The sequence below is a fragment of the Amycolatopsis sp. NPDC051071 genome (assembly GCF_040682875.1).
GTDB lineage: Bacteria > Actinomycetota > Actinomycetes > Mycobacteriales > Pseudonocardiaceae > Amycolatopsis.
The window spans coordinates 1-24,088 of record NZ_JBFBBY010000070.1 but is presented as its reverse complement, the minus strand read 5'-3'; the positions used below and the strand labels follow the sequence as shown (position 1 = coordinate 24,088).

Annotated in this window: 23 protein-coding genes; 12 read left to right on the top strand and 11 right to left on the bottom strand. The window is 68.3% G+C overall.

What is annotated here, in order from left to right:
* Nucleotides 1-17 precede the first annotated feature (17 nt).
* The 6 genes from AB0M65_RS22465 to AB0M65_RS22440 all read right to left on the bottom strand — a co-directional run bounded on the left by AB0M65_RS22465 (nucleotide 18) and on the right by AB0M65_RS22440 (nucleotide 6,514).
* A complete protein-coding gene (locus AB0M65_RS22465; protein WP_364030554.1) occupies nucleotides 18-737 on the bottom strand; it encodes a DUF6802 family protein in 720 nt (239 codons plus the stop codon).
* A 172-nt stretch (nucleotides 738-909) separates the two neighbouring features.
* Nucleotides 910-2,733 (bottom strand): dynamin family protein, encoded by a 1,824-nt coding sequence (locus tag AB0M65_RS22460; protein ID WP_364030551.1) that lies wholly within the window; start codon nucleotides 2,731-2,733, stop codon nucleotides 910-912.
* On the bottom strand, nucleotides 2,730-3,233 hold the full coding sequence (grpE, locus tag AB0M65_RS22455) for a nucleotide exchange factor GrpE (protein ID WP_364030548.1): 504 nt from the start codon (nucleotides 3,231-3,233) through the stop codon (nucleotides 2,730-2,732). Before grpE ends, AB0M65_RS22460 begins: the two co-directional genes overlap by 4 nt.
* A gap of 33 nt (nucleotides 3,234-3,266) precedes the next feature.
* Nucleotides 3,267-3,923: a TetR/AcrR family transcriptional regulator gene (locus tag AB0M65_RS22450; protein WP_364030545.1), complete on the bottom strand. Its 657-nt coding sequence runs from the start codon at nucleotides 3,921-3,923 to the stop codon at nucleotides 3,267-3,269.
* Nucleotides 3,920-4,399 carry a hypothetical protein gene (locus AB0M65_RS22445; RefSeq protein WP_364030542.1) on the bottom strand — a complete coding sequence of 160 codons (480 nt, stop codon included), beginning with the start codon at nucleotides 4,397-4,399 and terminating at the stop codon, nucleotides 3,920-3,922. The genes AB0M65_RS22450 and AB0M65_RS22445 overlap by 4 nt, the downstream gene beginning before the upstream one ends.
* A 579-nt stretch (nucleotides 4,400-4,978) precedes the next feature.
* Entirely contained in the window at nucleotides 4,979-6,514 is a 1,536-nt protein-coding gene (locus AB0M65_RS22440; RefSeq protein WP_364030606.1) for a dynamin family protein, read from the bottom strand.
* A gap of 210 nt (nucleotides 6,515-6,724) precedes the next feature.
* On the opposite strand from AB0M65_RS22440, the gene AB0M65_RS22435 reads away from it, so the two are divergent.
* The 3 genes from AB0M65_RS22435 (at nucleotide 6,725) to AB0M65_RS22425 (ending at nucleotide 9,066) form a co-directional block, all read left to right on the top strand.
* A complete protein-coding gene (locus AB0M65_RS22435; RefSeq protein WP_364030603.1) occupies nucleotides 6,725-7,918 on the top strand; it encodes a histidine kinase in 1,194 nt (397 codons plus the stop codon).
* The gene (locus AB0M65_RS22430; protein ID WP_364030539.1) at nucleotides 7,915-8,571 is read left to right on the top strand and encodes a response regulator transcription factor; all 657 of its coding nucleotides are present in this window, start codon (nucleotides 7,915-7,917) and stop codon (nucleotides 8,569-8,571) included. Before AB0M65_RS22435 ends, AB0M65_RS22430 begins: the two co-directional genes overlap by 4 nt.
* Before the next feature lie 81 nt (nucleotides 8,572-8,652).
* The gene (locus AB0M65_RS22425; RefSeq protein WP_364030536.1) at nucleotides 8,653-9,066 is read left to right on the top strand and encodes a VOC family protein; all 414 of its coding nucleotides are present in this window, start codon (nucleotides 8,653-8,655) and stop codon (nucleotides 9,064-9,066) included.
* A 45-nt stretch (nucleotides 9,067-9,111) separates the two neighbouring features.
* Here AB0M65_RS22425 and AB0M65_RS22420 read toward each other — a convergent pair whose 3' ends face one another.
* Together AB0M65_RS22420 and AB0M65_RS22415 are read right to left on the bottom strand one after the other, a co-directional pair.
* Nucleotides 9,112-10,071, bottom strand: coding sequence for an SDR family NAD(P)-dependent oxidoreductase (locus tag AB0M65_RS22420; RefSeq protein ID WP_364030533.1), 960 nt, complete (start codon nucleotides 10,069-10,071; stop codon nucleotides 9,112-9,114).
* Nucleotides 10,052-10,642 (bottom strand): TetR/AcrR family transcriptional regulator, encoded by a 591-nt coding sequence (locus AB0M65_RS22415; RefSeq protein WP_364030530.1) that lies wholly within the window; start codon nucleotides 10,640-10,642, stop codon nucleotides 10,052-10,054. Before AB0M65_RS22415 ends, AB0M65_RS22420 begins: the two co-directional genes overlap by 20 nt.
* 190 nt (nucleotides 10,643-10,832) lie before the next feature.
* On the opposite strand from AB0M65_RS22415, the gene AB0M65_RS22410 reads away from it, so the two are divergent.
* The 6 genes from AB0M65_RS22410 (at nucleotide 10,833) to trmB (ending at nucleotide 15,885) form a co-directional block, all read left to right on the top strand.
* A complete protein-coding gene (locus AB0M65_RS22410) occupies nucleotides 10,833-11,771 on the top strand; it encodes an ATP-binding cassette domain-containing protein (protein ID WP_364030527.1) in 939 nt (312 codons plus the stop codon).
* Nucleotides 11,772-11,812: 41 nt separating this feature from the next.
* The gene (locus AB0M65_RS22405; protein WP_364030524.1) at nucleotides 11,813-12,562 is read left to right on the top strand and encodes an ABC transporter permease; all 750 of its coding nucleotides are present in this window, start codon (nucleotides 11,813-11,815) and stop codon (nucleotides 12,560-12,562) included.
* Between the two features lie 171 nt (nucleotides 12,563-12,733).
* Nucleotides 12,734-13,654 carry an ATP-binding cassette domain-containing protein gene (locus tag AB0M65_RS22400; protein WP_364030521.1) on the top strand — a complete coding sequence of 307 codons (921 nt, stop codon included), beginning with the start codon at nucleotides 12,734-12,736 and terminating at the stop codon, nucleotides 13,652-13,654.
* Nucleotides 13,651-14,403, top strand: coding sequence for a hypothetical protein (locus tag AB0M65_RS22395; protein WP_364030518.1), 753 nt, complete (start codon nucleotides 13,651-13,653; stop codon nucleotides 14,401-14,403). Before AB0M65_RS22400 ends, AB0M65_RS22395 begins: the two co-directional genes overlap by 4 nt.
* A gap of 169 nt (nucleotides 14,404-14,572) precedes the next feature.
* Nucleotides 14,573-15,115: a hypothetical protein gene (locus AB0M65_RS22390; protein ID WP_364030515.1), complete on the top strand. Its 543-nt coding sequence runs from the start codon at nucleotides 14,573-14,575 to the stop codon at nucleotides 15,113-15,115.
* Nucleotides 15,116-15,192: 77 nt separating this feature from the next.
* A complete protein-coding gene (trmB, locus tag AB0M65_RS22385; protein WP_364030600.1) occupies nucleotides 15,193-15,885 on the top strand; it encodes a tRNA (guanosine(46)-N7)-methyltransferase TrmB in 693 nt (230 codons plus the stop codon).
* Between the two features lie 296 nt (nucleotides 15,886-16,181).
* Here trmB and AB0M65_RS22380 read toward each other — a convergent pair whose 3' ends face one another.
* Both AB0M65_RS22380 and AB0M65_RS22375 read right to left on the bottom strand, forming a co-directional pair.
* Entirely contained in the window at nucleotides 16,182-18,437 is a 2,256-nt protein-coding gene (locus AB0M65_RS22380; protein WP_364030512.1) for an ABC transporter permease, read from the bottom strand.
* Nucleotides 18,437-19,132 carry an ABC transporter ATP-binding protein gene (locus AB0M65_RS22375; RefSeq protein ID WP_364030509.1) on the bottom strand — a complete coding sequence of 232 codons (696 nt, stop codon included), beginning with the start codon at nucleotides 19,130-19,132 and terminating at the stop codon, nucleotides 18,437-18,439. Before AB0M65_RS22375 ends, AB0M65_RS22380 begins: the two co-directional genes overlap by 1 nt.
* A 176-nt stretch (nucleotides 19,133-19,308) precedes the next feature.
* On the opposite strand from AB0M65_RS22375, the gene AB0M65_RS22370 reads away from it, so the two are divergent.
* The 3 genes from AB0M65_RS22370 to AB0M65_RS22360 are packed head-to-tail and all read left to right on the top strand — an operon-like array spanning nucleotide 19,309 to nucleotide 23,054.
* A complete protein-coding gene (locus AB0M65_RS22370; protein ID WP_364030506.1) occupies nucleotides 19,309-21,084 on the top strand; it encodes a histidine kinase in 1,776 nt (591 codons plus the stop codon).
* A complete protein-coding gene (locus AB0M65_RS22365; RefSeq protein WP_364030503.1) occupies nucleotides 21,081-21,731 on the top strand; it encodes a response regulator transcription factor in 651 nt (216 codons plus the stop codon). The genes AB0M65_RS22370 and AB0M65_RS22365 overlap by 4 nt, the downstream gene beginning before the upstream one ends.
* 15 nt (nucleotides 21,732-21,746) lie before the next feature.
* Nucleotides 21,747-23,054, top strand: a complete 1,308-nt coding sequence (locus tag AB0M65_RS22360; RefSeq protein ID WP_364030500.1) for an amidohydrolase — start codon at nucleotides 21,747-21,749, stop codon at nucleotides 23,052-23,054.
* A gap of 191 nt (nucleotides 23,055-23,245) precedes the next feature.
* On the opposite strand, the gene AB0M65_RS22355 is transcribed toward AB0M65_RS22360, so the two are convergent.
* A complete protein-coding gene (locus AB0M65_RS22355; protein ID WP_364030497.1) occupies nucleotides 23,246-23,932 on the bottom strand; it encodes an SDR family oxidoreductase in 687 nt (228 codons plus the stop codon).
* Nucleotides 23,933-24,088 lie beyond the last annotated feature (156 nt).

Below are 24,088 nucleotides of genomic sequence, written 5' to 3'. Positions count from 1 at the left end.
TTAGTCCATTTCAGGGTTTAGTTGGGACTGATCCACTGGCCGGTGGCGGAATCGATCTTCGCCACTCCTTCGAGTGTTTCGGTACCCGCGCCACCCCACGCCGCGTCGCCTGCCGGGTCGCCGACGGCGGCCGGAGCACTCGCGAAAGCCGAGCCGATGTCCTCGTTGACCACGCCGCTGCCGGTCTCGGTCCACTGACCGGGGCCGGTGTGCTCGTAGGTCTTGGAGTTACCCGAAGCGTCCGTCTCGACCGCGATGTCGGCTTTGCCGTCACCGTCTTTGTCGGTGAACGCGATCGTGCGGCCGTCCTCGGTCTGGATGACGGCGGTGTCGGGCGTGCCGTCACCGTCGGTGTCGATCGTCGGCGCGCCGACCTCGACGTCACCGCTGGGCATGTCGGCGTGCATGGTGCCACTGGTGCCCGCGTCACTGCCGCTGTCATCGCTGCCGCCCGCTTCGACCCAGGCTCCGGAGGCCTCGTCGTAGACGGCCTCCTGGACGACCTTGCCGTTCTCGTCGAGCACCGCGTACTGGTCGGCTTCGCCGTCACCGTCGGTGTCGACGAACGCCTGGCCGGTGCCGTCGTCGTGCTGGATGACGGCGGCGTCGTTCACGCCGTCCTTGTCGAGGTCGTAGTTGAGCTCGGCCTGGTACTCCTCGCCGTCAACGTGGACCGTGACCGCGTCCGCGGACGCGCCCGCCTCGGTGTCTGTGCCGCCGCTCTCGTCGACCCACATGGGAAACCCCCTTGAAAACCTGCTGGTGTCGAAGCCTATGACTCACCGTAGGCCCGTTCGGTTCCGGTCCACAACAGGACCACCCGCTGAGCCGTCCGGAGCAGGGCAAGTAGTCCTCTAATTGCGGTGGTTGAACGCGCAACTACCGCAACTAGAGGACTAATTGCGGAGGTCAGGCGTCTCGCAGTGACCGAATGCGGCCGAGGAGCGTCTCGGCGCGGTCGCGGCCGTCGGAGACGTCCTTCAGGCGCTTCGCGACGGACGAGATCTTCTTGGCCCGCTCCTGCGCGCCCATCTTGATCGTCTTGTCGACTTCCTTCAGCTCCGCCTCGATCGCGTCGATGCGGCGGCCGAGTGCCTCGTCGAGCGCCATCGAAAGCTGCTGTTCGGCCTCGATCAGCTGCTCCGCGACGAGCTGGTCCAGTGTGGACCGCGCGTCGGCGATCGCCTCGACCAGCCACTGCTTCATATGCTGCTTGTCGGACGCGTGCTTACGCGTGCGCGCCAACCACCAGCCGGCGCCGAGGCCGATGATGATCGTGGCGGGCAGGATCACCGGGTTCAGGATCGCGACACCCGCCAACGGCAGCGCGGCGACCTTTCCGGCACCGAGACCGCCGGAAACACCCATGAAGATGAGCAGTTTGTCCTCGGCCGTCGGCGGTTTCTTGTCCGGCGGGCGCAGCACGACCGGCGGACCGCCCGCCCTTGCGAACTGGCTGCGGATGATGTCGAGTTCTTCGGCGGAGAAAAGCTCCGAAAGCGCGACGTTGGTGACCTGGTTCAGCCGTTGCGAAAGCAGCATCGAGACACGCTGCGACGACGTCTGCAGCGCGATGTCCACCTGTTGCGGCAGCGCGGCGAGTTCGTCGCGTTTCGCGCCGTCGATCCGCTGGCGGAAATGCGTTTGCGCGTCACGCATCTGCCTGCTGGTCTCGTGCCCGACCTCGACCCGGGTCCGCTGGATCTCGGCACGTAGCTTGAGCTGCCATCCCCGCGTCGACGAGCGCCGTTCGGTGCTCAGGTCGTCGCGGCGCTGGCGCAGTTGTTCCGCCTCGGCCTCGCCGGCGGACAACGCGCGGCTTTCCGCCTGCAGCTTCGCCTTGAGTTCGGCGAGCACGCTCGACAGCGCACGCAGGGTGTTGGCCTCGCCCAGCATCGCCGAGCGGCCGACCAGCAGCTCCTGCAACGCGCCCTGCAACGCGGCGATCCCGGCTTTTTCGCGCAGCATCATGGCCATCTGCTCGTTCGGGGCCTTGGCCGCCGTCTCGAACATGCGCGCGGACACCGGGTGGAACACCGCGTCGGCGAAGCGGGGCGCGTACTCGGCGAGCAGCTGCCGGTCGGCTTCGAGCACCTCACGCCAGCCGCGGAACTGGTCGACCTTGGTCAACGCGAACAACACGGTCTCGACGCGCTCACCCATGTTCTGCAGGAACTGCAGCTCCGGCGAGGTGAACGGCGCGGAGGCGTCCACGACGAACAGCAGCGCGGTGGCACCGGCCGCGGCTTCCTTCGCCAGCTCGCCGTGCGACGAGTCGAGCCCGCCGACACCCGGTGTGTCCACAATGGACACGCGTTCGAGCAGCGGGACCGGTCCGGAGACCTCGACGTAGCGCGGCGGGATCTGGCCAGGCGGCAGCTCGTGCGCGGCCGAGACCCAGTGGATCAGGTCGTTGAGGTTGATCGGCACCGGCGCCAGCTGGCCCGGGTAGCAGGCCTGCGCGGACCACTGCGCGGCGTGCTCGAAGACGAGATACGTCGCCGTGGCGACGTCGGCGTCCACAGGGGACAGTCCCGGCATGGAGAGGAGCGCGTTCACCAGCGAACTCTTACCGCGGTTGGTCTCGCCGACCACCACGACGGACGGCTTCTTCGGCCGCGTCTTCTGGACGCCCTCGACCCATTTCGCGGCCTGCGGGTCGGCTTCGCGGACGACGGTGAGCAGCTGCTCACGCGTGCTCTTCACGACCGCGGGCAGACTGGGTGCGGTCACTGAGCCTTCTTCGCGTAGACGATGACGATCGGTACGCGCAGGACCTGGTCGTGATCGGCGAAGCCGACGACCTCGGTCTCCGCGACTAGTCCTTCGAGTGCCGGGTCCTCGGTCGCGACCGCGCCACCCGCTTCGTGCACGGCGGGGTCGAACCGCTCGCCGTCCGGGCGCAGGGCGCGGACGCCGATCCCGGCGAGACCGTGTTCGAGCCGCTCGACCACGCCGCCGCTGCGGGCGCGATCCAACGCGTACAGGCAGAGCTGGATCAGCGCCTGCCGGTCCGCGAGCGCCTGTTCGAGGTCGGCCGGACCCGTGGTCGTGGACTCCACATCGGTATTCGACGCGGCCTCGACGGCTTCGGTTCCCTCGGACGGCGAAGTCTCGCCATCGGCTTCGGCGATGATCCGCGCGATGCTCACGGCCGAGATCTGGCCGGTCGGCACCTCGTCCGGGTTCTGTTCTTCGACCGCCTTCTTGCGAAGCCAGGCTCCCACCCGCATCGACCCCCGTTAGTGGTGTTCCGGGCCGCCCGATCAGCCCGGAGAGATTCCACCAGTGTCGGATACTTCTCCGCCAGGCGGGGGCGAAATCGGCAGAACGGGACGAAGGAATCTGGTGAGGATCGTCTTCATCACCGCGAGTTCCGCAGCCGGATCGAGATCCGGGTCAAGAATCACCCGGGACAGCGGCGCGTCGATCAACGCGACCAGCCAGCTGGCCGCCGTCCCCGGTTCGATACCGGGGTCGATGCGGCCCGCCTCCACCGCCCGCGTCACGAGACCGATCAGGGCGTCGCGCAGGGCGCGGTCGTTGCCTTGGACGAGTTCGGCCAGTTCGGTGTCGCGGGCACAGTGCGCGGCGACCTCGAGGACGAGCTTGGCCGCGAGGGGGTTCAGAACCTGTTCGGACACGTAGCCGACGACGTGGAGGATGGCCTCCCACGGATCCCCGATCTCCTCCGCCGCCGCGATCAGGGCCGCCGTCTCATCGCCGTCCTGCTCGAAAATGCCGACGAACACCGCACGCTTGTTCGGGAAGTAGTGGAACAGGCTGCCGGTGCTGATCCCCGCCGCGCGGCAGATCTCCGCCGTCGTGGTCTTCTCGAACCCCTTCTCCGCGAAGCACATCGTGGCGGCGTCGAGGATCGCGCGGCGTTTCGCCTCGTGTTTGGCGGGGTCGACTGTCCTCATTTCACCGCCGGCGGTTCGTCGTGCCAGGGGTAGCCGTGGTCACGGAAGGCCTTGGCGACGGCTTGACGATCGACGTCACCCTTCTCCCTTGCCAGTTCCCGGCCGTCCGCGGCGAGCAGGACGAGTTCCTTGCCGTCGAGGAAGACGGCCTGCAGCTTGGCCTCGTAGGCGCGGGTGCGGCCCTTGGCGGTGAGCGTGATCCGGACGGGCGTGACCTTGACGATCAGCCGCTCATGCGCCCAGACCGCGGCGAACAGCAGACCGAGGACGAGCCCGGCGCCGATCCCGCCGACCGCGCCCCAGGGCTGGGGGATGTTCGAGACCAGCTCGAACGGGCCTTTGAACGGGACCCAGCTCAGGGAGACCACCCAGCCGGAGATCGACTGGAGAAACCAGCCGATCGCGGCGCCCACCAGCGGGCAGCCCACCCAAGAAGCCGTGCGCAGCCACTGGGGCTCGTCGACGATCGTTTCCATGCCCTCCATTATTAGACCGAGCGCTCGGTTTATCAATCCGGGGCACGAGCGGGACCACGGCGGCGGGCGCGCGGTGGGGCGGGTTGTCGTGAGTGATTTGGGTCGTTCTAACGAAGGGTGTTTCAGGTACCTACGGCGGGTGAGCCGAGTAGCGGCCGGTCCTTGAAGGACTCCTTGAGGGACCCAGCGTCCCTCAACGTTCCCCTCGCCCGGCACGGACGGCAATCACGAGCCCCAGCAGCACCACCAGTCACCACGGTGGCGCGTGAAGGACCCCTTCCCTCGGCTCAGCCGAAGAAACTCGACCTTCACGCCTTCCCCCAGTACAGGAAGGCCCCCTTCCTTGCGCCTAGGTACACGAAGGGGGCCTTCACGTACCTAGGCAAGGAGACCTTCACCTGACCCACGATCAACCCCGCAGCCAAATCCAGTAGATACCCAAGACACTCTTGGCCCTAACGACCCAAATCACTCACGACAACCCAACCATGCACCCGCCACCGCGTTTCGTCCTCTGCTTGCGGTGCGGGGCGGTGCGCGGTGCGGTGCGCGGGGGGCGTCGGGGCGCGCGGGGGAGGGTCAGGACTGGGGGTCTCGGATCTGCTGCCAGATCAGGAAGTACGCCCGGTGTACGACGTGCGCGACGCGGCTCTGGGCGGGCGTCGCGCCGAAGGACGCGAAGGAGCGCCACCAGCCCGCGCGTTCCAGCGCGTGCGCGGCGAGGTCGGGGCGGGAGGCGCCCGGTTTGCCGAGCTGGGCGCCGATATCGGCGTTGCTGCCGACTCGTAGGACCTCCTCGGACAGGTCTTCCGGCATGTCGACGGCGCCGGATGCGACCAGTGTGAGTGCTTCGAGCAGCCGGAGCTGGTGTGCTTCGGGTTTGGCGAGCAGGACCTCGATCGCGTCGTGGACGCGCTGCCGTTCGGCCGGGTCGCCGGAGGCGTGGGCCAGCGCGGTGACCGACGCCAGCGCGGCGGCCGCCTTGATGCCGTCGGCGCGGGCGGCGAAGACGATGCTCAGCCGCTGGCGGACGGCTTCGAGGCCAGAGGCGTCGAGCAGCTTGCGCCGCATCGAGCCCGCGGTGATCTCCGGGTCCGCGCGGATCGCCTCGACGGCGTACCGGACGCCGAAGAGGTCCAGTTTCTCCAGCAGCCGCAGCCTGGTCCCGGCCGCGACGTCGCAATCCCAGCTGGTGAAGATGTCCGCCGAGATCAGCATCGTTTCGAGGATGTCGTCGTCCATTTCGGACAGCTTGCGCAGCGCCTCCGCGTCGCCGGAGGTGAACCCGCCGGACTCGGCCGACTCCGCGATCAGGCCGATCACCGGCAGCACGTCCGCGACCCGCGGCTTCAGCGTCGCGGCCTGCTTCTCCGAAAGGAGCGTCGCGGCCTTCCACACGTCGCCGCCCGAGCCTTCGACCGACTCGGGCGCGATGGTGTCCGCCTTGTTGAGTACCGCGATCGCGTTGACCGGACCGGCCTCGCGGCTCGCGGTCGCCGCGGTGAACGCGGCCAGCGCCTGCTGGTCGTCGGCTCGTACGCCCTGCGTGACGACGTAAAGGACAGCCTCGGCGCCCGCGACGGCGTTGCGCGAAGTGTCGTCGAGCTCGTCGGAGCCCTCGGAGTCGGCCTCTCCGCCGTCGTCGGGCTTACGGTGCTTCGCCGCGCCCAGGAGCTGCTCGGTCCGCGACACCGACGCGGCGTCGAGCGAGCCGAGCCCGGGGGTGTCGATCACGGTCATGCCCTGCAGGACCGCGTTGGTGAGGTATGCCTCGATATGCGAGACCTGCTCGATGTCGATACCCAGCTCGGCCGGGATCATCCCGTCGGCGGCGAACGGCAGCACCTGCTTGCGGCCGTCGTTGAAGACGATTTCGACGCGGTCGACGGTGCCGTACTGGAATCTGGTCACCAGCCGGGTGCACTCGCCGACGTCGGTCGGCGCGACCCGGCGCCCGATCAGGGCGTTGACCAGGGTGGACTTCCCGGATTTGATCCGGCCGGCGACGGCGACCTGCAGTGGTCCGCCCAGCCTGCGCAGCACTTCGGCGAAGCCGGCGGCGGTCCGCGCGGACACTTGCGGCTGCAGGCGATGACACAGGTTCGCCACCGACATCGACAGCGGGCCGGCGAGCCGCCCCTGTTCCGTCGCTGACGTCACGGCGCCTGCTCCCTCCCAGTCGTCAAGCTTGCCGGGTCGAATCGTGCCATGCCACTCATCCTCGGGTCTCACCGAAGGTGGTACCGGCGACCGACGCGCGACCACCCCGGGCCGACATAGTGTTACCAGGTGCGACGGTTAAGCCTCTGGATGCGTGCTCACCCCATGGCCGGGGACAGTTTCATCGCCGTCGTCCTGCTGATGACCGACCTGCTGTTCTACGTGGCGGCGGTCGAGACGCCGGAAGTCCCGATGCCGCCCTGGTACGTGGTCGTGCCACTGGACATCGCCATGGTCGTGCCGCTGATCTTCCGGCGGAAGGCGACACTGTGGTCGGCGTACCTGCTGCTGGCCATCGGCATCCCGCACGGCGCGCTCGGACTGGGCGCGGCCAGCGGGCTGGCGATCATGATCAGTATTTACTCGGTGCTCGTCTACGTCGGCCGCAAACAAGGGCTGCTGTACCTGCTGGCGGCCGTCATGACCTCGGCGGTCCAGATGTGGGTCGATCCGCCGGAGGACATCTGGGTGCTGGCGATCATCAGCATTTTCTCCGCCGCGCTGTGCTGGACGCTCGGCGAGTTCGCCGGCGCGAGGCGCGCCTACCACGAGGAGGTGGAAGCCAGGTTGCATCTACTTGAGACGGAACGGGACCAGGCGACCAAGATCGCCGTCGGCGAGGAACGCGGACGGATCGCCCGTGAGCTGCACGACGTCGTCGCGCACGCGGTGAGTGTCATGGTCGTGCAGGCCGACGGCGCGTCCTACGCGGTCGACGGGAATCCCGAGATGGCGAAACGGGCCTTGCAGACGATTTCGGAGACCGGCCGCGGTGCGCTCGCCGAACTGCGGCGGTTGCTGGACGTTCTCCGCAGCGACGGCGACGACGAACCGCGCGTGCCGCAGCCGGACGCCAGCGCGCTGACCGACCTCGCGGACCGGATCCGCCAGGCGGGCGTGCCGGTGACGCTGGCGATCGGCTCGGAGGCACTGGCCGGGCTGCCCGCCGGTGTCTCGCTCGGCGTGTACCGGATCGTGCAGGAGTCGCTGACGAACACGCTGAAGCACGCCGGGCAGGGTGCGCAGGCGGAGGTACTGGTGCGCCGGGAGGCCGACGTGATCGACGTCGTGGTTTCCGACGACGGCGCCGGGCACGCCCGGCAGCTGGTACCGGCCGCCACCAAAACGGCCCCACACGCCGCACCGGCCGGGCCGAGGAGACTCTCGGTCCCCGGTGGCAACGGATTGATCGGAATGAGGGAACGGGCCAACGTCTTCGGCGGCACGCTGGAGGTCGGCCCCGCGCCCGGTGGAGGATGGCAAGTGCACGCGAGGCTTCCGGTTAGGTTGGCGACGTGATCCGGGTAGTGGTCGTCGACGACCAGGAATTGATGCGCGTCGGGTTCCGGATGGTACTGGGCGCGCAGGCCGACATCGATGTCGTCGGTGAGGCGGGTGACGGTGCGCAGGCCATCCGTCTCGCCGAGGAACTGCGGCCGGACGTCGTACTGATGGACGTCCGGATGCCGGTGCTGGACGGGGTCGAGGCGACGAAGCGGATTGTCGAGGCCGGGACGGCGCGGGTGCTCGTCATGACGACGTTCGACCTGGACGAGTACGTCTATTCGGCGTTGCAGGGTGGCGCGAGCGGGTTCCTGTTGAAGGACACGCAGCCGGATCACCTGGTGTCGGCGCTGCGGGCGGTCGCTTCCGGCGACGCCGTGGTCTCGCCGTCGGTGACCCGGCGGCTGCTCGACCGGTTCGTCGGCCGCGGCGGGAAGCCGATGCGGGACGCGGCCGAACTCGACGTCCTCACCGAACGGGAGCGGGAGGTGCTCGTGCTGATCGCGAAGGGCCTCTCGAATCTGGAGATCGCCGAGACGCTGTTCCTGTCCGAGGCGACGGTGAAGACCCACGTCGGCCGGATCCTGTCCAAACTGGACCTGCGCGACAGGGTGCAGGCCGTCGTACTCGCCTACGAGACCGGACTGGCCCGGCCAGGAGTCTCCTGAAAACCCCTCGGGAAAGTGCTCATTCGGTGAGCACTTTGGGGTGGATGCTTGTTTCAGAGCCACCCACCGGAGGAGACGAAAATGCTGCGAGGACTCACCACCACCACGTTCTACGCCGACGACATGACCGCCGCGATCAAGTGGTACTCGGACCTCTTCGGCATCGAGCCGTACTTCGTCCGCGACGGTCCCGACGAGAAGCCCGTCTACGTCGAGTTCCGGATCGGCGACTACCAGCACGAGTTCGGGCTGGTCCACGGCGATTACCGGCCGTCGCAGGCCCAGCCCGGCCCCGGCGGTGCGATCGCGAACTGGGCCGTCGACAACGTCGAGGACACCTTCGCGAAGCTGCTCGAAAAGGGCGCGAAGGAGTACGAGCCGATCACCACACGCGGCCCCGGTTTCGTGACCGCGGCGGTGGTCGACCCGTTCGGCAACGTCCTCGGCGTCATGTTCAACCAGCACTACCTGGACGTACTGGCGGGCAAGAAGTAGCCCTCTTTCAACAACCCAGCCTTCAAAAACCCAGCTTTCAATTACTCAGCGGAACGGCGACGGATCCACTGCGGCCACCTCCGGATCCTTGCCCGCGTCCCTGACTTCGGCCATCCACTTGCCGAAGTCGGGGCGCGAGCCGTCGATGTCGGTCAGGCCGTACTCGTTCATCAGCGTCCACGATGCCAGCGTTTTGCCCGCGAACCGCGAGACCTCGGGGTCGGTCGCCAGCTTCGCCACGCCCCGCCCGAGCAGCGTCGGGGTCTCCGAGATGGCGAAGTCGACCGGCGCTGTCCCGCCCACCGCGTCCCGCCAGGTCTCCTCGGTGACCTTGAACAGTTCCAGCATCGACTCCGACCGCAGGAAACCCGGCGTCACGGTCATGCCGACGCAGTCGTACTTCTTCAGTTCGGCGCCGAGCGCCCTGCCGATCGCGCGGATGCCGCTCTTCGCCAGGAAGTACGGGATCCCGGCGCCGACGTACTCGTCGTGGTCGCCGTCGGTGACCTCGATGACAAGACCACCCTTTCGCCGTACGACCAGCGGGAGAAGCCGGTGCAGTGCGATCAGGTGCGTGTCGATCGCGTTGTGCACCAGCGTGAGCGCGTCGTCGAGGCTCGAATCCCAGTACGCGCGTTCGAAGTCCGCGAACGGGTCGCCACCCCAGACGTCGTCGACCAGCACGTCGATCCGTCCGTCCACTTCGGACTCGATCCGCGCCCGCAGTGCGTCCACATCGGACACTTTGGTGAAATCGGTACGGACGGGGATCCCCCAGCCGCCCGCCGCGTCGACGAGCTCCGCGGTGTCCTCGATCGTCTCCGAACGCTTCATCGGCGACTGGTGGTCCCGCGTCGTACGGCCGGTGACGAACACCGTCCAGCCGAGCCTGCCCAGTTCCACCGCGATCGCCCGGCCGCAGCCACGCGTCGCTCCGGCGACCACCGCCACTTTGGCTTTCGCGGAATCCGTTGCCTTCTGTCCCTCATGATCCACTTCGGACACTTCCTTTCCATGCGCTCAGCACCGCGTCCACGTCTTGTCCCACCCGGTCGACGTATCGGCCCTTCGGCCGGATCGACCAATCCAGCGAAGCCCCGTTCGCCACCCCTAGCAGCACTCGCGCCGCGCGGACGACACCCGGCGCACCCGGCAGGTCACGCGCCGCGACGCGCGTCAACCGCCGCAATTCCGTCTCCACGGCGGTGAAATGCGCACCGAGCAGCGCACGGAGTTCCGGATCCCCGATGTCCACCCCCAGCTGCCCGAGGTGATTCGCCGCGGTCTCCGCCGAACCCATGCCCTCGTAGATCACGACGACCGCCGCCCGCAGTCCCTCGACGGGATCGGGAAGCTCGCCGCAGGCACGCATCCTCCCTACGACGTACTGCGTGTTCAGCTTGCTCAACGCCTGCAACAGGCCGTTTTTGGAGCCGAACCGCTGGGCGACCGTGCCGACCGCGACCCCGGCCTCCGCCGCCACCTGGGCGAGCGTGAAACCAGGGCCGACCATGCCGATGACGGTTTCCGCCGCCTTCAGCAGTCGTTCGTCGGTGATGGTGCGAGGCCTCGCCATCTGGTTATTGAACCACGGTTCATTAACCCCGGCGATTCAGGGTCGGTCTCAGGGGTATCACCGATCGCGTACGCCGCCGGAAGACGGCAGGCTACGTCTCAGGTCGGGTACCAGGTTGGCACCTCAGGATGACGCGCTCGGCCACCCGAATGGACGACGATTGCTCTCGCAGTCGCCGAGGGGAGCAGACATGATCGAGGCAGTGGGCCTCACCAAGCGGTACGGCAAGACACTGGCGGTGAACAACCTTTCCTTCTCCGTCGCGGGAGGAGAGGTCACCGGTTTCCTCGGGCCCAACGGGGCAGGCAAGTCGACGACCATGCGGATGATCCTCGGCCTGGACAACCCGACCTCGGGTCAGGTGCGCATCGGGGGCAAGCTCTACCGCGAGCTGAAGGATCCGCTGCGGACGGTCGGCGCACTGCTGGACGCCAAATGGGTACACCCCAACCGGTCGGCGCGCGCGCATCTGCAGTGGATGGCGAAGTCCAACAAGATCCCGGCGGGCCGGGTCGACGAGGTACTCGAAATCGTCGGGCTCACCAGCGTCGCCGGGAAACGCGCCGGCGGCTTCTCCCTCGGCATGTCGCAGCGGCTGGGGATCGCGGCGGCACTGCTGGGCGACCCGGAGGTCCTCCTCTTCGACGAGCCGGTCAACGGCCTCGACCCCGAGGGCATCCTCTGGATCCGGAAGTTCATGCACCGCCTCGCGGACGAGGGCCGCACGGTATTCGTTTCTTCCCACCTGCTTTCGGAGATGGCGCTCACCGCGAGCCAGCTGCTCGTGATCGGCAAGGGGGAGCTGATCTCCCAGTCCTCCACCGAAGACTTCGTGTCGCGGGCCGCCGAGAACACGGTCAAGGTCCGATCGCCGCAACTACCCGCGCTGCGCGTCGTGCTGGCCCGGGGAAACGCGCAGGTCACCGACGACGGGAACGCCCTCGTTGTGTCCGGTTTGGACAGTGACAAGATCGGCGAGATCGCCGCGGCCAACCAGATCGTGCTGCACGAGCTCAGCCCGCAGACCGGCTCCCTGGAGCAGGCCTTCATGCAGATCACCGGCGACTCGGTCGAGTACCACACCGGTCTCGAAGCCGAAGCCGCCGAAGTGGTCGCCGCCGTCCAGTAGCCGTTCACTCTCTTGAAAACACTGCTGAGGAAAGAAAAGCCATGACTCTGCTCGCCGTGGAACGCATCAAGCTGTTCACCACACGCTCACCGTGGTGGTGTGCGCTGATCACCCTCGCTGTCGTGATCGGTTTCGCCGCCATCATCGCCGGAGCCGCACCGACGGGTGAACTCACCGACGTCAGCCTGACCCAGTTCGGCTACAAGTTCGGGATGGCCGTGATCATGGTGCTGGCCGCGCTGTCGGTCACCACCGAATACCGTTTCAGCACCATCCGCACCACCTTCCAGGCCGTGCCGAACCGCACCGCCGCGCTGCTGGCGAAGACCGGCGTCGTCGCCATCCTGTCACTCGTGATCGGTGAGGTCGCCGCGTTCGGCGCCTGGGGCCTCTCCTCGGTCATGCGGCCGGAAGACCTCTCGCTGAACACCACCGCGGAGTGGATCAACATCGCCGGTGTCGGCGTCGTGTTCGCCCTCGCCTCGGTGGTCGCGGTCGCCATCGGCATCCTGATCCGGCACAGCGCCGGCGCGATCTCGCTGCTGCTGATCTACAACCTGGCGCTGGAGGGGCTGATCCCGCTCATCCCGAAGATCGGTCAGGACATCCACAAGTGGATGCCGTTCAACGTCGCCGACAAGTTCATCACCGGCTCGCGCAGCGGGCAGCTGGACGGCCCGCCGCCGTCGGACGCGGTACTCAGCCCGGGATGGGCGCTGGCCTACTTCGCCGGTTTCGCACTGGTGATGCTGACCATCTCGCTGGTCGTCGCGAACAAGCGCGACGCGTAAAGACTTCCACAGGGGAGAAGCCGGACGTCCCGCTCGGGGGAGCGAGTCGTCCGGACGGGGAGAAAAAGGGGAACAAGGACCGGGCCGTCTGTCGGGGGCAGCCCGGTCCTTTCCCGTTGGGCCGCAGGGCATCACGTTGGGTAATGTCGTAATCCGCTGGAGGGAGGGCCGATGATCGAGGCCACCGGACTGACGAAACGCTACGGCGACAAGGTCGCCGTCGACGACCTTTCCTTCACGGCCGAAACGGGCCGCGTCACCGGATTCCTGGGGCCCAACGGGGCAGGGAAGTCCACCACGATGCGGATGGTGCTCGGCCTCGACAACCCCACGTCGGGTTCCGTGCACATCGACGGCAAGCCTTACCGCGCGTTGCGTGATCCACTTCGGACGGTCGGCGCGATGCTCGACGCCACCTGGCGGCATCCCGGCCGCCCGGCACGCGAGCATCTGCGGTGGGTCGCCGCGACCAACGGCCTTTCCGACAAACGCGTCGACGAGGTGCTCCGGCTGGTCGGTCTGGATTCGGTCGCGGGCAAACGGGCCGGGCAGTTCTCGCTGGGCATGTCGCAGCGGCTCGGGATCGCGACGGCGTTGCTCGGCGACCCGAAGGTGCTGCTGTTCGACGAGCCGGTCAACGGGCTCGACCCCGAGGGCATCGTGTGGATCCGGCAGCTGATGCACGCGCTCGCCGCCGAGGGCCGCACCGTGTTCGTGTCCAGCCACCTGCTGCCGGAGATGGCGCAGACCGCGCAGGACCTCGTGGTGATCGGCCGAGGGAAACTGATTTACCAAGGCACGATGGAAGACTTCGTCGGCCGCGCGAAGAGCCTCGGCGTGCGGGTGCGCAGCCCGCATCTGCCCGAGCTCCGGACGGCGCTGACCGAGAAGGGCGCCGAGTTCCGGGAGGAGGACGGCGCGCTCATCGTGTCCGGAGTGGACAGCGACGACATCGGCGAGCTCGCCTTCACCGCGGGCGCGACCCTGCACGAGCTGAGCCCGCTCACCGGGTCACTCGAAAACGCCTACATGCAACTCACCGCCGAAGCCGTCGAATACGGCACCGGCCAGGTCCCGGAGGTCGCCCGATGACCGCGGCGAATATGATCCGCGCGGAGCGGATCAAGCTGCTGAGCACGCGGGCGCCGTGGTGGTGCGCCGGGATCGCGGTCGTGGTCGCGGTCGCCTACACCGCGTTGTTCTTCGGTTTCGTTCCGTTGGAAGGGCAACCGGACGTCACCTCGACGCAGATCGCCAGCGCGCTCGGCCGCACCGTGGTGCTGATCCTCGCCATTCTGTCGGCGGCGACCGAGTTCAACTGGGGCACGATGAAGCTCACCTTCCAGGCGGTGCCGTCGCGTGTGCCCGCCTTGCTGGCGAAGGGCGCCGTCGTCGGGGTGTTCTCCGGGCTGATCGGGCTGCTGGTGGGCTTCGGCTCGTGGGCGATCGCTTATCTCATCAAACCGGCCGCCGACCTGGGGTTGAGCTCGGGTGCGGACTGGCGTGCGGTGGCAGGCCAGTGCATCACCTTCCTGCTGACCGGGCTGCTGGGCGTCGGGCTCGGCCTGCTGTTCCGCAGTCCCGCGTTCGCGCTCGGGTTCGCGTTGGTCTGGACGCAGTTGATCGAGGCGCTCGTCATGCTGATTCCGCGCGTGGGCGACGACATCTACCAGTGGATGCCGTTTTTCGCGGCGAATCAGTTTTCCGGACCGGATCTGACGGTTTCGATGCTGAAACTCGCACCGCCGTTGGGGCCGTGGGGCTATTTGGCTTATTTCGCTGGTATCTGCGTGATTGTCTATGCGGCCGGTCTGATGATCACCCACCGAAGGGACGCGTGAGCTTTTACCGCCACCAAAGGAGTCAAGTCCACGTTAAGAGCCTGTGGCTTCTCTCACAGGAAGCGGACATACTGTTCCTGACCGGGCGATGCTCGGTATGAGCCGCATTTTCGGCTCTCGGCCCCGGAGGTGATCCTTGACGGTGGATTCCGGTCAGGGAGTAGAACGCATGATCCCGAAAGCCCGCACGGAAAGTACCCAGCCCCGGCTCGAGCCCATGCTCGACCTCGAATGGTCACAGGCGATCGAACTGCCCCGCACGGTGGCGTCCGCGACCCGGCCATCCGATATCCGCCGCGCCTGGGTGCACCGCGCACCCGAAGATCTCGTTGTCGCGCTGTATCGCGCGTCCAGTGGAATGCACGGCGAAATCCCCGCGCCATGGTGGCTTCGCGCCGTCGTGGACGGCAGGCTCGAATCGCGGGAACTCGGTTTCCGCATCGAAGACCGCATCGCCGGCCTGCTCGGCAGGCGTCCCGGATGGGAATTCGTCCCGTGGGCCGCGGACGGCGAATCCGGCTACTGGGAGTTCATCCCATCCGAACGCGGAGCATCCGGGCATTCGATCCCGACCACGGTGCTGAACACCAGCCGCCACGACGGCTGGATCGACCTTCTGCCCGCGCATTCCAGCACGACGCCGACGCCGATCGCGGTCGCCGGATTCGCCGGTCTGCGGTCCCGGCTGGGGGAGTTCGAAGCGGTCCGCTGACACTTTGGCGGGGGACGTCTCAGCTCCGCCGACACCCACCGTTTAATGGGCGGGTGGAGAACGAGGACCAGCCACGGATGCGCAGCGTGGTCAGTTATGTCAAACGCGGCGGCCGGATGACCGTCGGGCAGCAGCGAGCGTGGGAAGAACTCTGGCCGTCACTCGGCCGCACGGTCGGCGAACTGCCGGACGGCCCGGTGGACTTCGACGACTGGTTCGGCAGGCCGGCCCCGGTGCTCGTCGAAATCGGCTCGGGGATGGGTGAGACCACTTCCCAGCTCGCGGCCGCCGCGCCGGAACTCAACTACGTCGCGGTCGAGGTCTACGAACCGGGGCTCGGCCAGCTGATGCTGCGCGCGGAGAAGCTCGGCGTGGAGAACCTGCGGCTGCTGCACGGTGACGCCGTCGTGCTGCTGACCGAGCACGTCTCGCCGGGCACCCTGTCCGGGATCCGGCTGTTCTTCCCGGACCCGTGGCCGAAGAAGCGGCACCACAAACGGCGGATCGTGCAGCCCGCGTTCGTCGCGCTGGTGGCCTCGCGGCTCGCGCCGGGCGGGACCTTCCACCTGGCGACCGACTGGGAGAACTACGCGGAGCAGATGATGGAGGTCTGCTCGGCCGAGCCGCTCCTGCGCAATCGTCACGACGGCGAGCCCGGCGGCTGGGCACCGCGGCCGGAGTGGCGCCCGGTCACCAAGTTCGAGAACCGCGCCGACGTCGAAGGCCGCGTGTCGCACGACCTGATCTTCGAGCGGGTCCAGCACGCCTGAACTCGCGTGCTTGAGCGCGTAACTCGCGTGCTTGAGGGCGTAACTCGCGTGCTTGAGGGCGTAACTCGCGTGCTTGAGGGCGTAACACGCCTGAAAGGGCCGGTCAGGACGTCCCCCGTCCTGACCGGCCCTTTCTTTACACCCCGAACCTTGGGACGCCCCCTGCGCATCCCCGGCGCCCGTTCATCCCTCCCCCGACAGAGGGACGACCGGGCACCCGGCTCGTGAGTGGTACCTCCGACTCCACCCACGAGACCTGCCCGCCCAGGCGTCATGACGCCATTCGGGCGAACCTTTTACTCGTCGGCCAGTGGCTCCGACTGGATCCGCTTGAGTGCCGGGGTCGAGACGGATGCCCCGAGCAACGCCACCCCGATTCCCAGCACCACGGGCGCCAGCAGCCACGGGCTGAGCACGACCGGATCCTTCTCGACCATGCTGTAGAGCCCCATCGCCACGCCGATCCCGACCACTCCCGCGCCGAGGGTGGCCACCATCGCGGGCAGGGCCGCCTCCATCCGCAGCGCCCTCGCCAGCACCCGGACCGGTGTCCCGGCCGCGATGAGTGCCCCGAAGGTGCGACGGCGGTCCATCACCGAACCCGCGGTCGCCACGGCCGCACTGCAGCCGGCGAGCACACCGGCGGCGATCAGGCCGATCACGGTGACGCGGCGCAGGTCGGCCAGTTCCTGCTGCTGGCTGATCATGTGCAGGGAGCGGCTGCCGACCTCCTCGCCGGGAGCCGCCCCGACCAGCGCCGTCCGCACGACCTCGCCGTTCGCCGGTGTGGTCGGCACGACCACGTCCAGGTTCTTCGGTTTGACGCCCGCGGGCAGCAGGGCCGGATCGATGACGAGCGTGCTGGAGGTGTCCTTTCCGGGCTCGGCGAACGTACGCACCGGGACGTTCCCGAGCTGCTCACCGGCCTGATCCCAGTCCGACGTCACGCGGTACTTCGCCGGGTCGATCGAGTACGTGCCGTAGAGCGCGGGACCCGGCCGGCAGGAGCCGCCGATGTTCACGCGAAGCAGCTTCGTGGCGTCTTCGCAGGTCATCACGAAGGCCCGGTTCAGCGACTGGTTGTTGCCATCGGCCTGCATTTCGCCGCTGGCCAGGTAGACCTGGCCGACGGCGACGGCCTTTTCAGCCACACCCTGCTTCGCGAGCGAGGCGTTGGTCTGGTCGACCATCTGCCGCACGTGGGTCGCGTCGGCGTTGGCGTAGAGGACCTCGTCCTTGAAGGTCCGTCCGCCACCGGCCATCGACTCGAACGAGGGCAGCAGCGTCAGCGCCATCGAGCCGGTGAACACCGCGAGCACGACACCCGCTGTGGCGCGGTAGGCGCTCTTCGGGTCGTCACGGAGCCTCCGCCCGGCCAGCAGCGACGCCGGTTTGCGCCAGACACGGACGAACGTGCCACCCACCGCCGACGTGACCCACGGTCCGATGATCGCGGCCGACCCGACCAGCAGGAACAGACCGAACATCACCATCCCCAGGCTGGCGTTGTCCTGGCTGACCGCGAACAGGAAGAAGGCACCGGCCACGGGGACCGCGAGCAGACGCCACCAATGCAGCGGCTTGCGGGCGTGCGCCGAGGCCGCGAACAGCGGCGTCTTCAGCACCCGGCGGATGCCGAGCACCCCGGCGAAGACCACCAAGAGCGGGATCGCCACCGCGACCGCGATGGTCGAGCCCAGCGAAAGACTGAAGTCCGAGGCCTGCCAGGTGCCACCACCCCACGGGACGAACGTCGAGAGCCCTTGCAACGCCGGTGCGACCAGGATGCCGAGCAACGCGCCGACGACCGCGGACAACGCCGTCTCGGCGGCGACGATCTTCGTCACCTGGCCGGGAGTCGCCCCGGCGAGCCGGAGCGCGGCCATCCGCAGCTCACGCCGTGCGGCGGTGAGCCGGGCCGAAGACGCGACGAGCACCAGGCTCGGCACGAGCAGCACGATGACACCGACCCAGGCGAGCAGCTGGAGCAGCGGATCCGGCTTCGCCTGGTTGTTGGGGAAGGCGTCCGCGGCCAGCGCCGACTTCGGCATCGATTCCGGCGTGTGGCCGACGACGGCGACCAGCTGCTCGGGATACCTCAGGGATTCGGGTCCGAGCGAGTCGACGAGTTTGCCGAACCGGTCCCCGAGCTGGGCCTGCGGCGTCGACTGGATCAGCTTCCCGAGTGCGGGCGAAACGATCGCCTCACCGGGAGCGGGCAGTTTCGGGATCCCCGGCGGCAGGCTGAGCATCGGCGAGGTGCCGCTCTGTGCGACGTCGACGCGGATGATCTCGCGGTCACCGGTGAAGTCCTTGTTCGCCGCCATCAGCAGCGGCGCCGAACGCTGGGCCGTTTCGCCGGGCGGGGAGTTGTAGCTGTAGATGTCCTGCCAGATCGCCCGCTGCGAGCGGGCCTGCGTGGCACCCGGAAGGGAGGCCAGCAGGAGCACCAGACTGGTCGCGACGGCGACCCCGACCGCGGTGAGGATGGCCGACGTGCGGGTCCGGCGGTCGACCCGGAGCACCCGCATGGCCAGCTGGAAGCTGTTCATCAGGCAGCCAGCCTCGTCGCGATCAGGCCGTCACGGATGGAGACCGTCCGCGGCATGGCTTCGGCGAGTTCACGGTCGTGCGTCACCACGATCACCGCGGCGCCGCTGTCCGCCGCCGCCACGAGCAGCGCGTCCATCGTGGCGCGGCCGGTGCGGGTGTCGAGCGCACCGGTCGGCTCGTCGGCGAAGATCACCTTCGGCTGGTGCGTCAGCGCCCGTGCGATCGCGACACGCTGCGCCTCGCCGCCGGAAAGCTCACCGGGGCGGCGCTTCTCCTTGCCTTCGAGGCCGAGCTTCGTCAGCCATTCGCGGCCTGCTTCGATGGATTCCTTACGCCCTTTGCCACTCAGCAGCGACGGCAGTGCGACGTTCTCCTCGGCGCTCAGTTCGGCGACGAGCATCCCCGACTGGAACACGAAGCCGAACTCGGTACGCCGCAGTTCGCTGCGCTTACGCTCGTTGAGCTGGTCGACCCGCTGACCGGCAAGGAAGATCTGCCCCGAGTCGGCGCGAAGGATCCCCGCGAGCACGTGCAGCAGGGAGGTCTTGCCTGAACCGGACGGCCCGACGATGGCGACCGCGTCACCCGCCTGGATGTCGATGTCGATCCCGGCCAGCGCGTACTGCGTGCCGTACCGCTTCACCAGCCCGCGGCCCGAAAGCACCGGCTGCCCTGTCCACTGTGGATCTACCACCGTGAGTCTCCCTTGTCGCTCGTGTTGCGCTTCGGGGAAGAGCTTCGCGGTGAACCACCCGTGTCCACTTCGGGCAGACGGCCAGTGCTGCCGCCGGGCGCATCGGCCGATCGGCCGAGGAGGGTCGGGCCGGTCGGCCAAGGTGCGGACGGCGGCGGATCCTCTACCGTCACGGTGTGACAGCAGGTCCACCACAGAACACCTTCTACACACGCGTGAGCACCCTCGTGCGGCGACTCGGCATGCCCGCGGTCGTGTTGCTGGCCGCGCTCGTCTTCGACCTGTTGTTCATCACTGACGCCGCGTTCGACCAGGCCGGCCGGAAAGGCATCGACCTCCTGCTGTTCCCCGGCATCTTCGCGATGGTGTTCTGCGCGCTCTGGGCGCAGAAACGCGCCGCTGTCGCCGCCGTCGCCGCCTCGACCGTGCTGGTGTCTTACACGCTGGTCATCCGGTACTTCGACGTCCCGGCCTACTCGAGCGTGCTCGCCCACCTGTCCATCACCGAGGTGGTGGCAGGCGTGGAGATCCTGTTCTACGCGGCGCGGCGGACCAGGGCAGGCGTCGCGTTCGCCTTGTGCACCGGGCTGGTGGTCGCCACGCTGGCCGCCGTATCCGGCCGGTACTACTACGGCTCCACGTCGAACGGCACCATGGCGCAGGCGATGCTGTTCGGCGGAGTCCTGCTCGTCGGCACACTGGCCTTCGCGATCCCCGGCCGTGACAGCGATGCGAATCCACACCGTTACGAGCGGCTGCAGAAAATCAACAAGCTGGTGATGGGCCAGTGGCCGCTCATCGGCCTGCTCGCGTTGACGCTGATCCTGGAGTTCGCCTCCACCTACGCGAGCGCGGCACGTGGCTTTCCCGTGCTGGTCTGCTCGATTGTCGCCGCGGCGATCGCGGTCACCGCTCCCCGCCGCCCGGGTGACGCGATGATCGGACTCGCCGCCGTCATACTGCTTTCGGCGATGGTGACGCCGTTCCTCCGGCTCAAATACGAGTACGCGATGCCGGGCGGGGTACCCGGCACCCAAGTGGTCGCGGGGATGGGCGCGGTCGTCACGCTGGTCCGTTCGGCCGGGCTCAGCCGGTCGGTGCCGCGGATCGCCGGGCTGGCCGGGGTGGTGGCGATCGCCTCGGTGGTCAACGCCGAACGGCCGGGCCCGAAACTGATGACCGACCCGGACATGATCGCGACGCTCTCCTTCGCCGCGCTCCTTCTGCTCGGTATCTCGGTGGCCGTCGGCCTGGCACTTCGTTCGCGTGATTCCGAACGGACCCAGGTAATCCAGTCTGCGATCAGCGACGCGCAGACGTCCGAACGGATGGCGCTCGCGCGGGAACTGCACGACGTCGTCGCACACCATGTGACCGGGATCGTCGTGCAGGCGCAGGCGGCGAAACTGATGGGTGAGAAGAACCCGCAGGTCGCGGTCGAGGCGATGGGCCGGATCGAGGACGCCGGGGTGGAGGCGCTGGCGGCGATGCGGCGGCTCGTGCGGAGCATGCGCGGGGACGCCCCGGCCGGGAGCAGCGAGTTCAGCGAGCAGGCCACCACCGATCTCGCCGCCGACCTGCGGACGCTGATCGACCGGTCGAACCACGGCGTGAAGACGTCGATGAAGCTCGAACTGCCGTCGAACGTGCCGCACGAGGTCGGGCGGTCGGCGTTGCGGCTGGTGCAGGAGTCGCTGACAAACGTCGGCAAGCACGCTTCCGGCGCGAAGGAGACGCTGGTCATCGCCGAAGTGGTCGGCGCGGAACTGCACATCCAGGTGACCGACGACGGGCGCGAACAGGAGCGCCGTCCGGCCGGCGGGTCGGGCGGCTACGGTCTGATCGGGATGCGTGAACGCGTCGCCCTGCTGCACGGCCGGCTCTCCGCCGGACGCGCGCCGGGTGGCGGCTGGCGCGTCGAAGCGTGGCTACCACTTGAAGGAGAAGAGTGATCCGGGTACTGATCGCCGACGACCAGGACATGGTGCGGATCGGCTTCCGGATGATCCTGGACAGCCATGACGACATCGAGGTGGTCGCCGACGTGGCGGACGGTGTCTCGGCGGTCGCGAAGGCGCGGGAGCTGCGGCCGGACGTCTGCCTGCTGGACATCCGCATGCCAGGGATCGACGGGCTGGAGGTCACCAAACAGCTGGCGGGCCCGGACGTCGCCGATCCACTGAAGGTGGTCGTGGTCACGACGTTCGATCTGGACGAGTACGTGCACACCGCCCTGCGGAACGGCGCGAGCGGCTTCCTGCTGAAGGACGCCGGGCCCGCGCTGCTGATCGAAGCGGTGCGCGCGGCCGCGCGCGGTGATGCGCTGGTCTCGCCGCAGATCACCGTCCGGCTGTTGAAGCATTTCGACGGCGGGACCGTGAAACGCGACGCCCATCCGCCTTCCGAGCCGTTGACCGCGCGTGAGCTGGACGTGGTCAAGGCGGCCGCGAAGGGGCTGACGAACACCGAGATCGGCACCGAGCTGTTCCTTTCGCTGTCGACGGTGAAGACGCATCTGGCGTCGGTGCAGGGCAAGGTCGGTGCGCGGAACCGGGTGGAGATCGCGGCCTGGGCGTGGCGCAGCGGCGTGGTGGACTGAAAGTAAGCTCCTTTCATGCAACGCCGTTTCCACGCTCCTGTCGTTCTCCCCGCCGACCCCGCTTGCTCGTTGCTGCGTAACGCCGTGGTCGACGTGGACGAGGCAGGGCGTATCTCCCATGTCGGGCCCGCCGCCGAGGCGCCCGAAACGTCCGCTCCCGTGACCCGGTTGAGCGGCATCCTCCTGCCCGGTCTGATCAACGCGCACGCGCACAGCCCGATGACGCTGCTGCGTGGGATGGGTGGCGACCTGCCGCTGCTGCGCTGGCTGCACGAGATCATCTGGCCGACCGAGGCGAAGCTGAAACCCGCCGACATCCGGACCGGCATGCTGCTGGGCTCGGTCGAGATGCTGCGGCACGGCGTCACGACCAGCGCGGAGATGTACTTCGAAGGCGAGCAGCTCGCCGACGCGGTACTCACCACCGGCGGCCGGATGGTGCTGGGCCCGCCGATCATGGAACTGCCGGGAATGGACTGGCGCGCGATGCTCAAGGGCATCGAACGCTGGATCGACACCGACGGCCTCCGGTTCGGCCCCGGCGAGCGGATCGAGGTCGGCTACGGACCGCACTCGGCGTACACGCTGAACGCCGACGCACTGCGCGCGACCGCCGAATCGGCGGCCGAACGCGGCGCGCTCGTGCAGATCCACGTGGCCGAGGCAGCACTCGAAGACGTCAAACAACGCGAAGAGCACGGCTCGGTACCCGCGCTGCTGGAGAAGGTCGGAATGCTGCGGGGCCGCACACTGGCCGCGCACGCCATCCATCTCTCCGACGAGGACATCGCCCTCTTCGCCGCCCGTGGCGTCGGCATGGCGCACTGCCCTGGCTCGAACGCGAAGCTCGCTTCGGGCATCGCACGAGTGACGGACCTTCGCAAAGCCGGGGTCGCCGTCGGCCTTGGCACGGACGGCCCGGCGTCGAACGACGACATCGACCTGTGGGAAGAACTACAGCTCTCGGCGATGTTCGCGCGACTCGCGACCGGCGACTCGACTGTGCTGACCGCCGCCGACGCGTTCCTGCTCGGCACCCGCGGCGGCGCCGACGCACTGGGCCGCACCGACATCGGCGCACTCGAAACCGGCCGATGGGCAGACCTGGTGCACGTCGACCTCGACGACCCCGCCTTCGCCGCCGGCATCGACGTCCCCGACGAACAACTACTCTCGAACCTGGTGTGGGCCGCCGGCTCGCGCCGCGTCCGCGACGTATGGGTCGCGGGCGAACAGGTCGTCGGCGACGGCGAATCCCTGCGCGTGGACCGAGCCAAAATCCAGACCGAAGTCGCCGAAACCTCGGCCCGGCTGCGCTCTTAAGGTCACCTACCCAGCCCCCCACCCGTCCTGCGAAAGTGGCTTTCGCGACGTGGTGGCGAAGTCGTGTGTCCTGAAGGCCTCCTTTGAGACGGTGAACGTCTCAAAGGGGGCCTTCAAGGCATGTGCCGGGCTTGGGAGGCGCGGGCCAAGGCACCGCGGCCGAGCAGGACGTGTTGCGAAAGCGGGCGAAACTAGACCAGGCCGCGCGGCCGAAGGGTCACTTCGGTCGGGTGGGCGTCGCCGGTGGCCGAGACGGCGCCGAGCACGGCCGACGCGACGGATTCGGGGCGCAGGAAGCGTTCCGGCTCGTAGGCGCGGCCCTCGTCGGCGATGATCGCCTGCTGCATCTCGGTATCCGTGCGGCCGGGGTAGATCGACGTCACGCGCAGGGTCGGTTCCTCTTCCCGCAGCGCGTCGGCGAAGGCGCGGACCGCGAACTTGCTCGCGGCGTACGGAGCCCAGCCAGGACGCGCGCTCTGCCCGGCGCCGGAGTTGATCACGACGACATGGCCCTTCGCGGTACGCAGCGCGGGCAGCAGTTGCCGGGTCAGCGTGACGACGGCGAGCACGTTGACCTCGAAGTTCGCCCGCCAGTCGGCGTCGGTCGTCGTCTCGATCGTGCCGAGGCGCGCGACCCCGGCCGAGTGCACCAGCACGTCCAGTTCGCCGAATTCGGCGGTCGCCGCTTCGAGTGCTTCGGCGTCGGTCAGGTCGATCGGCCACGGCCGCGCGTCGGGCAGCGTGACGGCGAGTTCGCCAAGTGTGGCGGCGTCGCGGCCGCCGAGCAGCAGGCGGTGGGTGGGGGCGAGCGCGCGGGCGACCGCGGCGCCGATGCCGCGGGTGGCACCGGTGACGAGAGCCAGTGGAAGATCAGCCATGGCCGCCACGCTAGGGCGTGTCTGGCAAATCTGTTCGATGGGGTTCGTGATCCAGGTGGTTCCTGGTGGTGTGGGCCCTTCGGCCTCGTACTGGACGTACTCGGTCGAAGGGCCCGCGCCGCCAGGAACCACCTGGGCGCGAAGACCACGAACGAG

What these genes read in the sequence shown, in the direction of transcription:
- AB0M65_RS22465 (WP_364030554.1), bottom strand. Translation starts at nt 737, where the DNA reads ATGTGGGTCGACGAGAGCGGCGGCACAGACACCGAGGCGGGCGCGTCC.
- grpE (WP_364030548.1), bottom strand. Translation starts at nt 3,233, where the DNA reads ATGCGGGTGGGAGCCTGGCTTCGCAAGAAGGCGGTCGAAGAACAGAAC.
- AB0M65_RS22450 (WP_364030545.1), bottom strand. Translation starts at nt 3,923, where the DNA reads ATGAGGACAGTCGACCCCGCCAAACACGAGGCGAAACGCCGCGCGATC.
- AB0M65_RS22445 (WP_364030542.1), bottom strand. Translation starts at nt 4,399, where the DNA reads ATGGAAACGATCGTCGACGAGCCCCAGTGGCTGCGCACGGCTTCTTGG.
- AB0M65_RS22440 (WP_364030606.1), bottom strand. Translation starts at nt 6,514, where the DNA reads ATGTCGGTGGCGAACCTGTGTCATCGCCTGCAGCCGCAAGTGTCCGCG.
- AB0M65_RS22435 (WP_364030603.1), top strand. Translation starts at nt 6,725, where the DNA reads ATGGCCGGGGACAGTTTCATCGCCGTCGTCCTGCTGATGACCGACCTG.
- AB0M65_RS22425 (WP_364030536.1), top strand. Translation starts at nt 8,653, where the DNA reads ATGCTGCGAGGACTCACCACCACCACGTTCTACGCCGACGACATGACC.
- AB0M65_RS22415 (WP_364030530.1), bottom strand. Translation starts at nt 10,642, where the DNA reads ATGGCGAGGCCTCGCACCATCACCGACGAACGACTGCTGAAGGCGGCG.
- AB0M65_RS22410 (WP_364030527.1), top strand. Translation starts at nt 10,833, where the DNA reads ATGATCGAGGCAGTGGGCCTCACCAAGCGGTACGGCAAGACACTGGCG.
- AB0M65_RS22405 (WP_364030524.1), top strand. Translation starts at nt 11,813, where the DNA reads ATGACTCTGCTCGCCGTGGAACGCATCAAGCTGTTCACCACACGCTCA.
- AB0M65_RS22400 (WP_364030521.1), top strand. Translation starts at nt 12,734, where the DNA reads ATGATCGAGGCCACCGGACTGACGAAACGCTACGGCGACAAGGTCGCC.
- AB0M65_RS22395 (WP_364030518.1), top strand. Translation starts at nt 13,651, where the DNA reads ATGACCGCGGCGAATATGATCCGCGCGGAGCGGATCAAGCTGCTGAGC.
- AB0M65_RS22390 (WP_364030515.1), top strand. Translation starts at nt 14,573, where the DNA reads ATGATCCCGAAAGCCCGCACGGAAAGTACCCAGCCCCGGCTCGAGCCC.
- trmB (WP_364030600.1), top strand. Translation starts at nt 15,193, where the DNA reads ATGCGCAGCGTGGTCAGTTATGTCAAACGCGGCGGCCGGATGACCGTC.
- AB0M65_RS22380 (WP_364030512.1), bottom strand. Translation starts at nt 18,437, where the DNA reads ATGAACAGCTTCCAGCTGGCCATGCGGGTGCTCCGGGTCGACCGCCGG.
- AB0M65_RS22360 (WP_364030500.1), top strand. Translation starts at nt 21,747, where the DNA reads ATGCAACGCCGTTTCCACGCTCCTGTCGTTCTCCCCGCCGACCCCGCT.
- AB0M65_RS22355 (WP_364030497.1), bottom strand. Translation starts at nt 23,932, where the DNA reads ATGGCTGATCTTCCACTGGCTCTCGTCACCGGTGCCACCCGCGGCATC.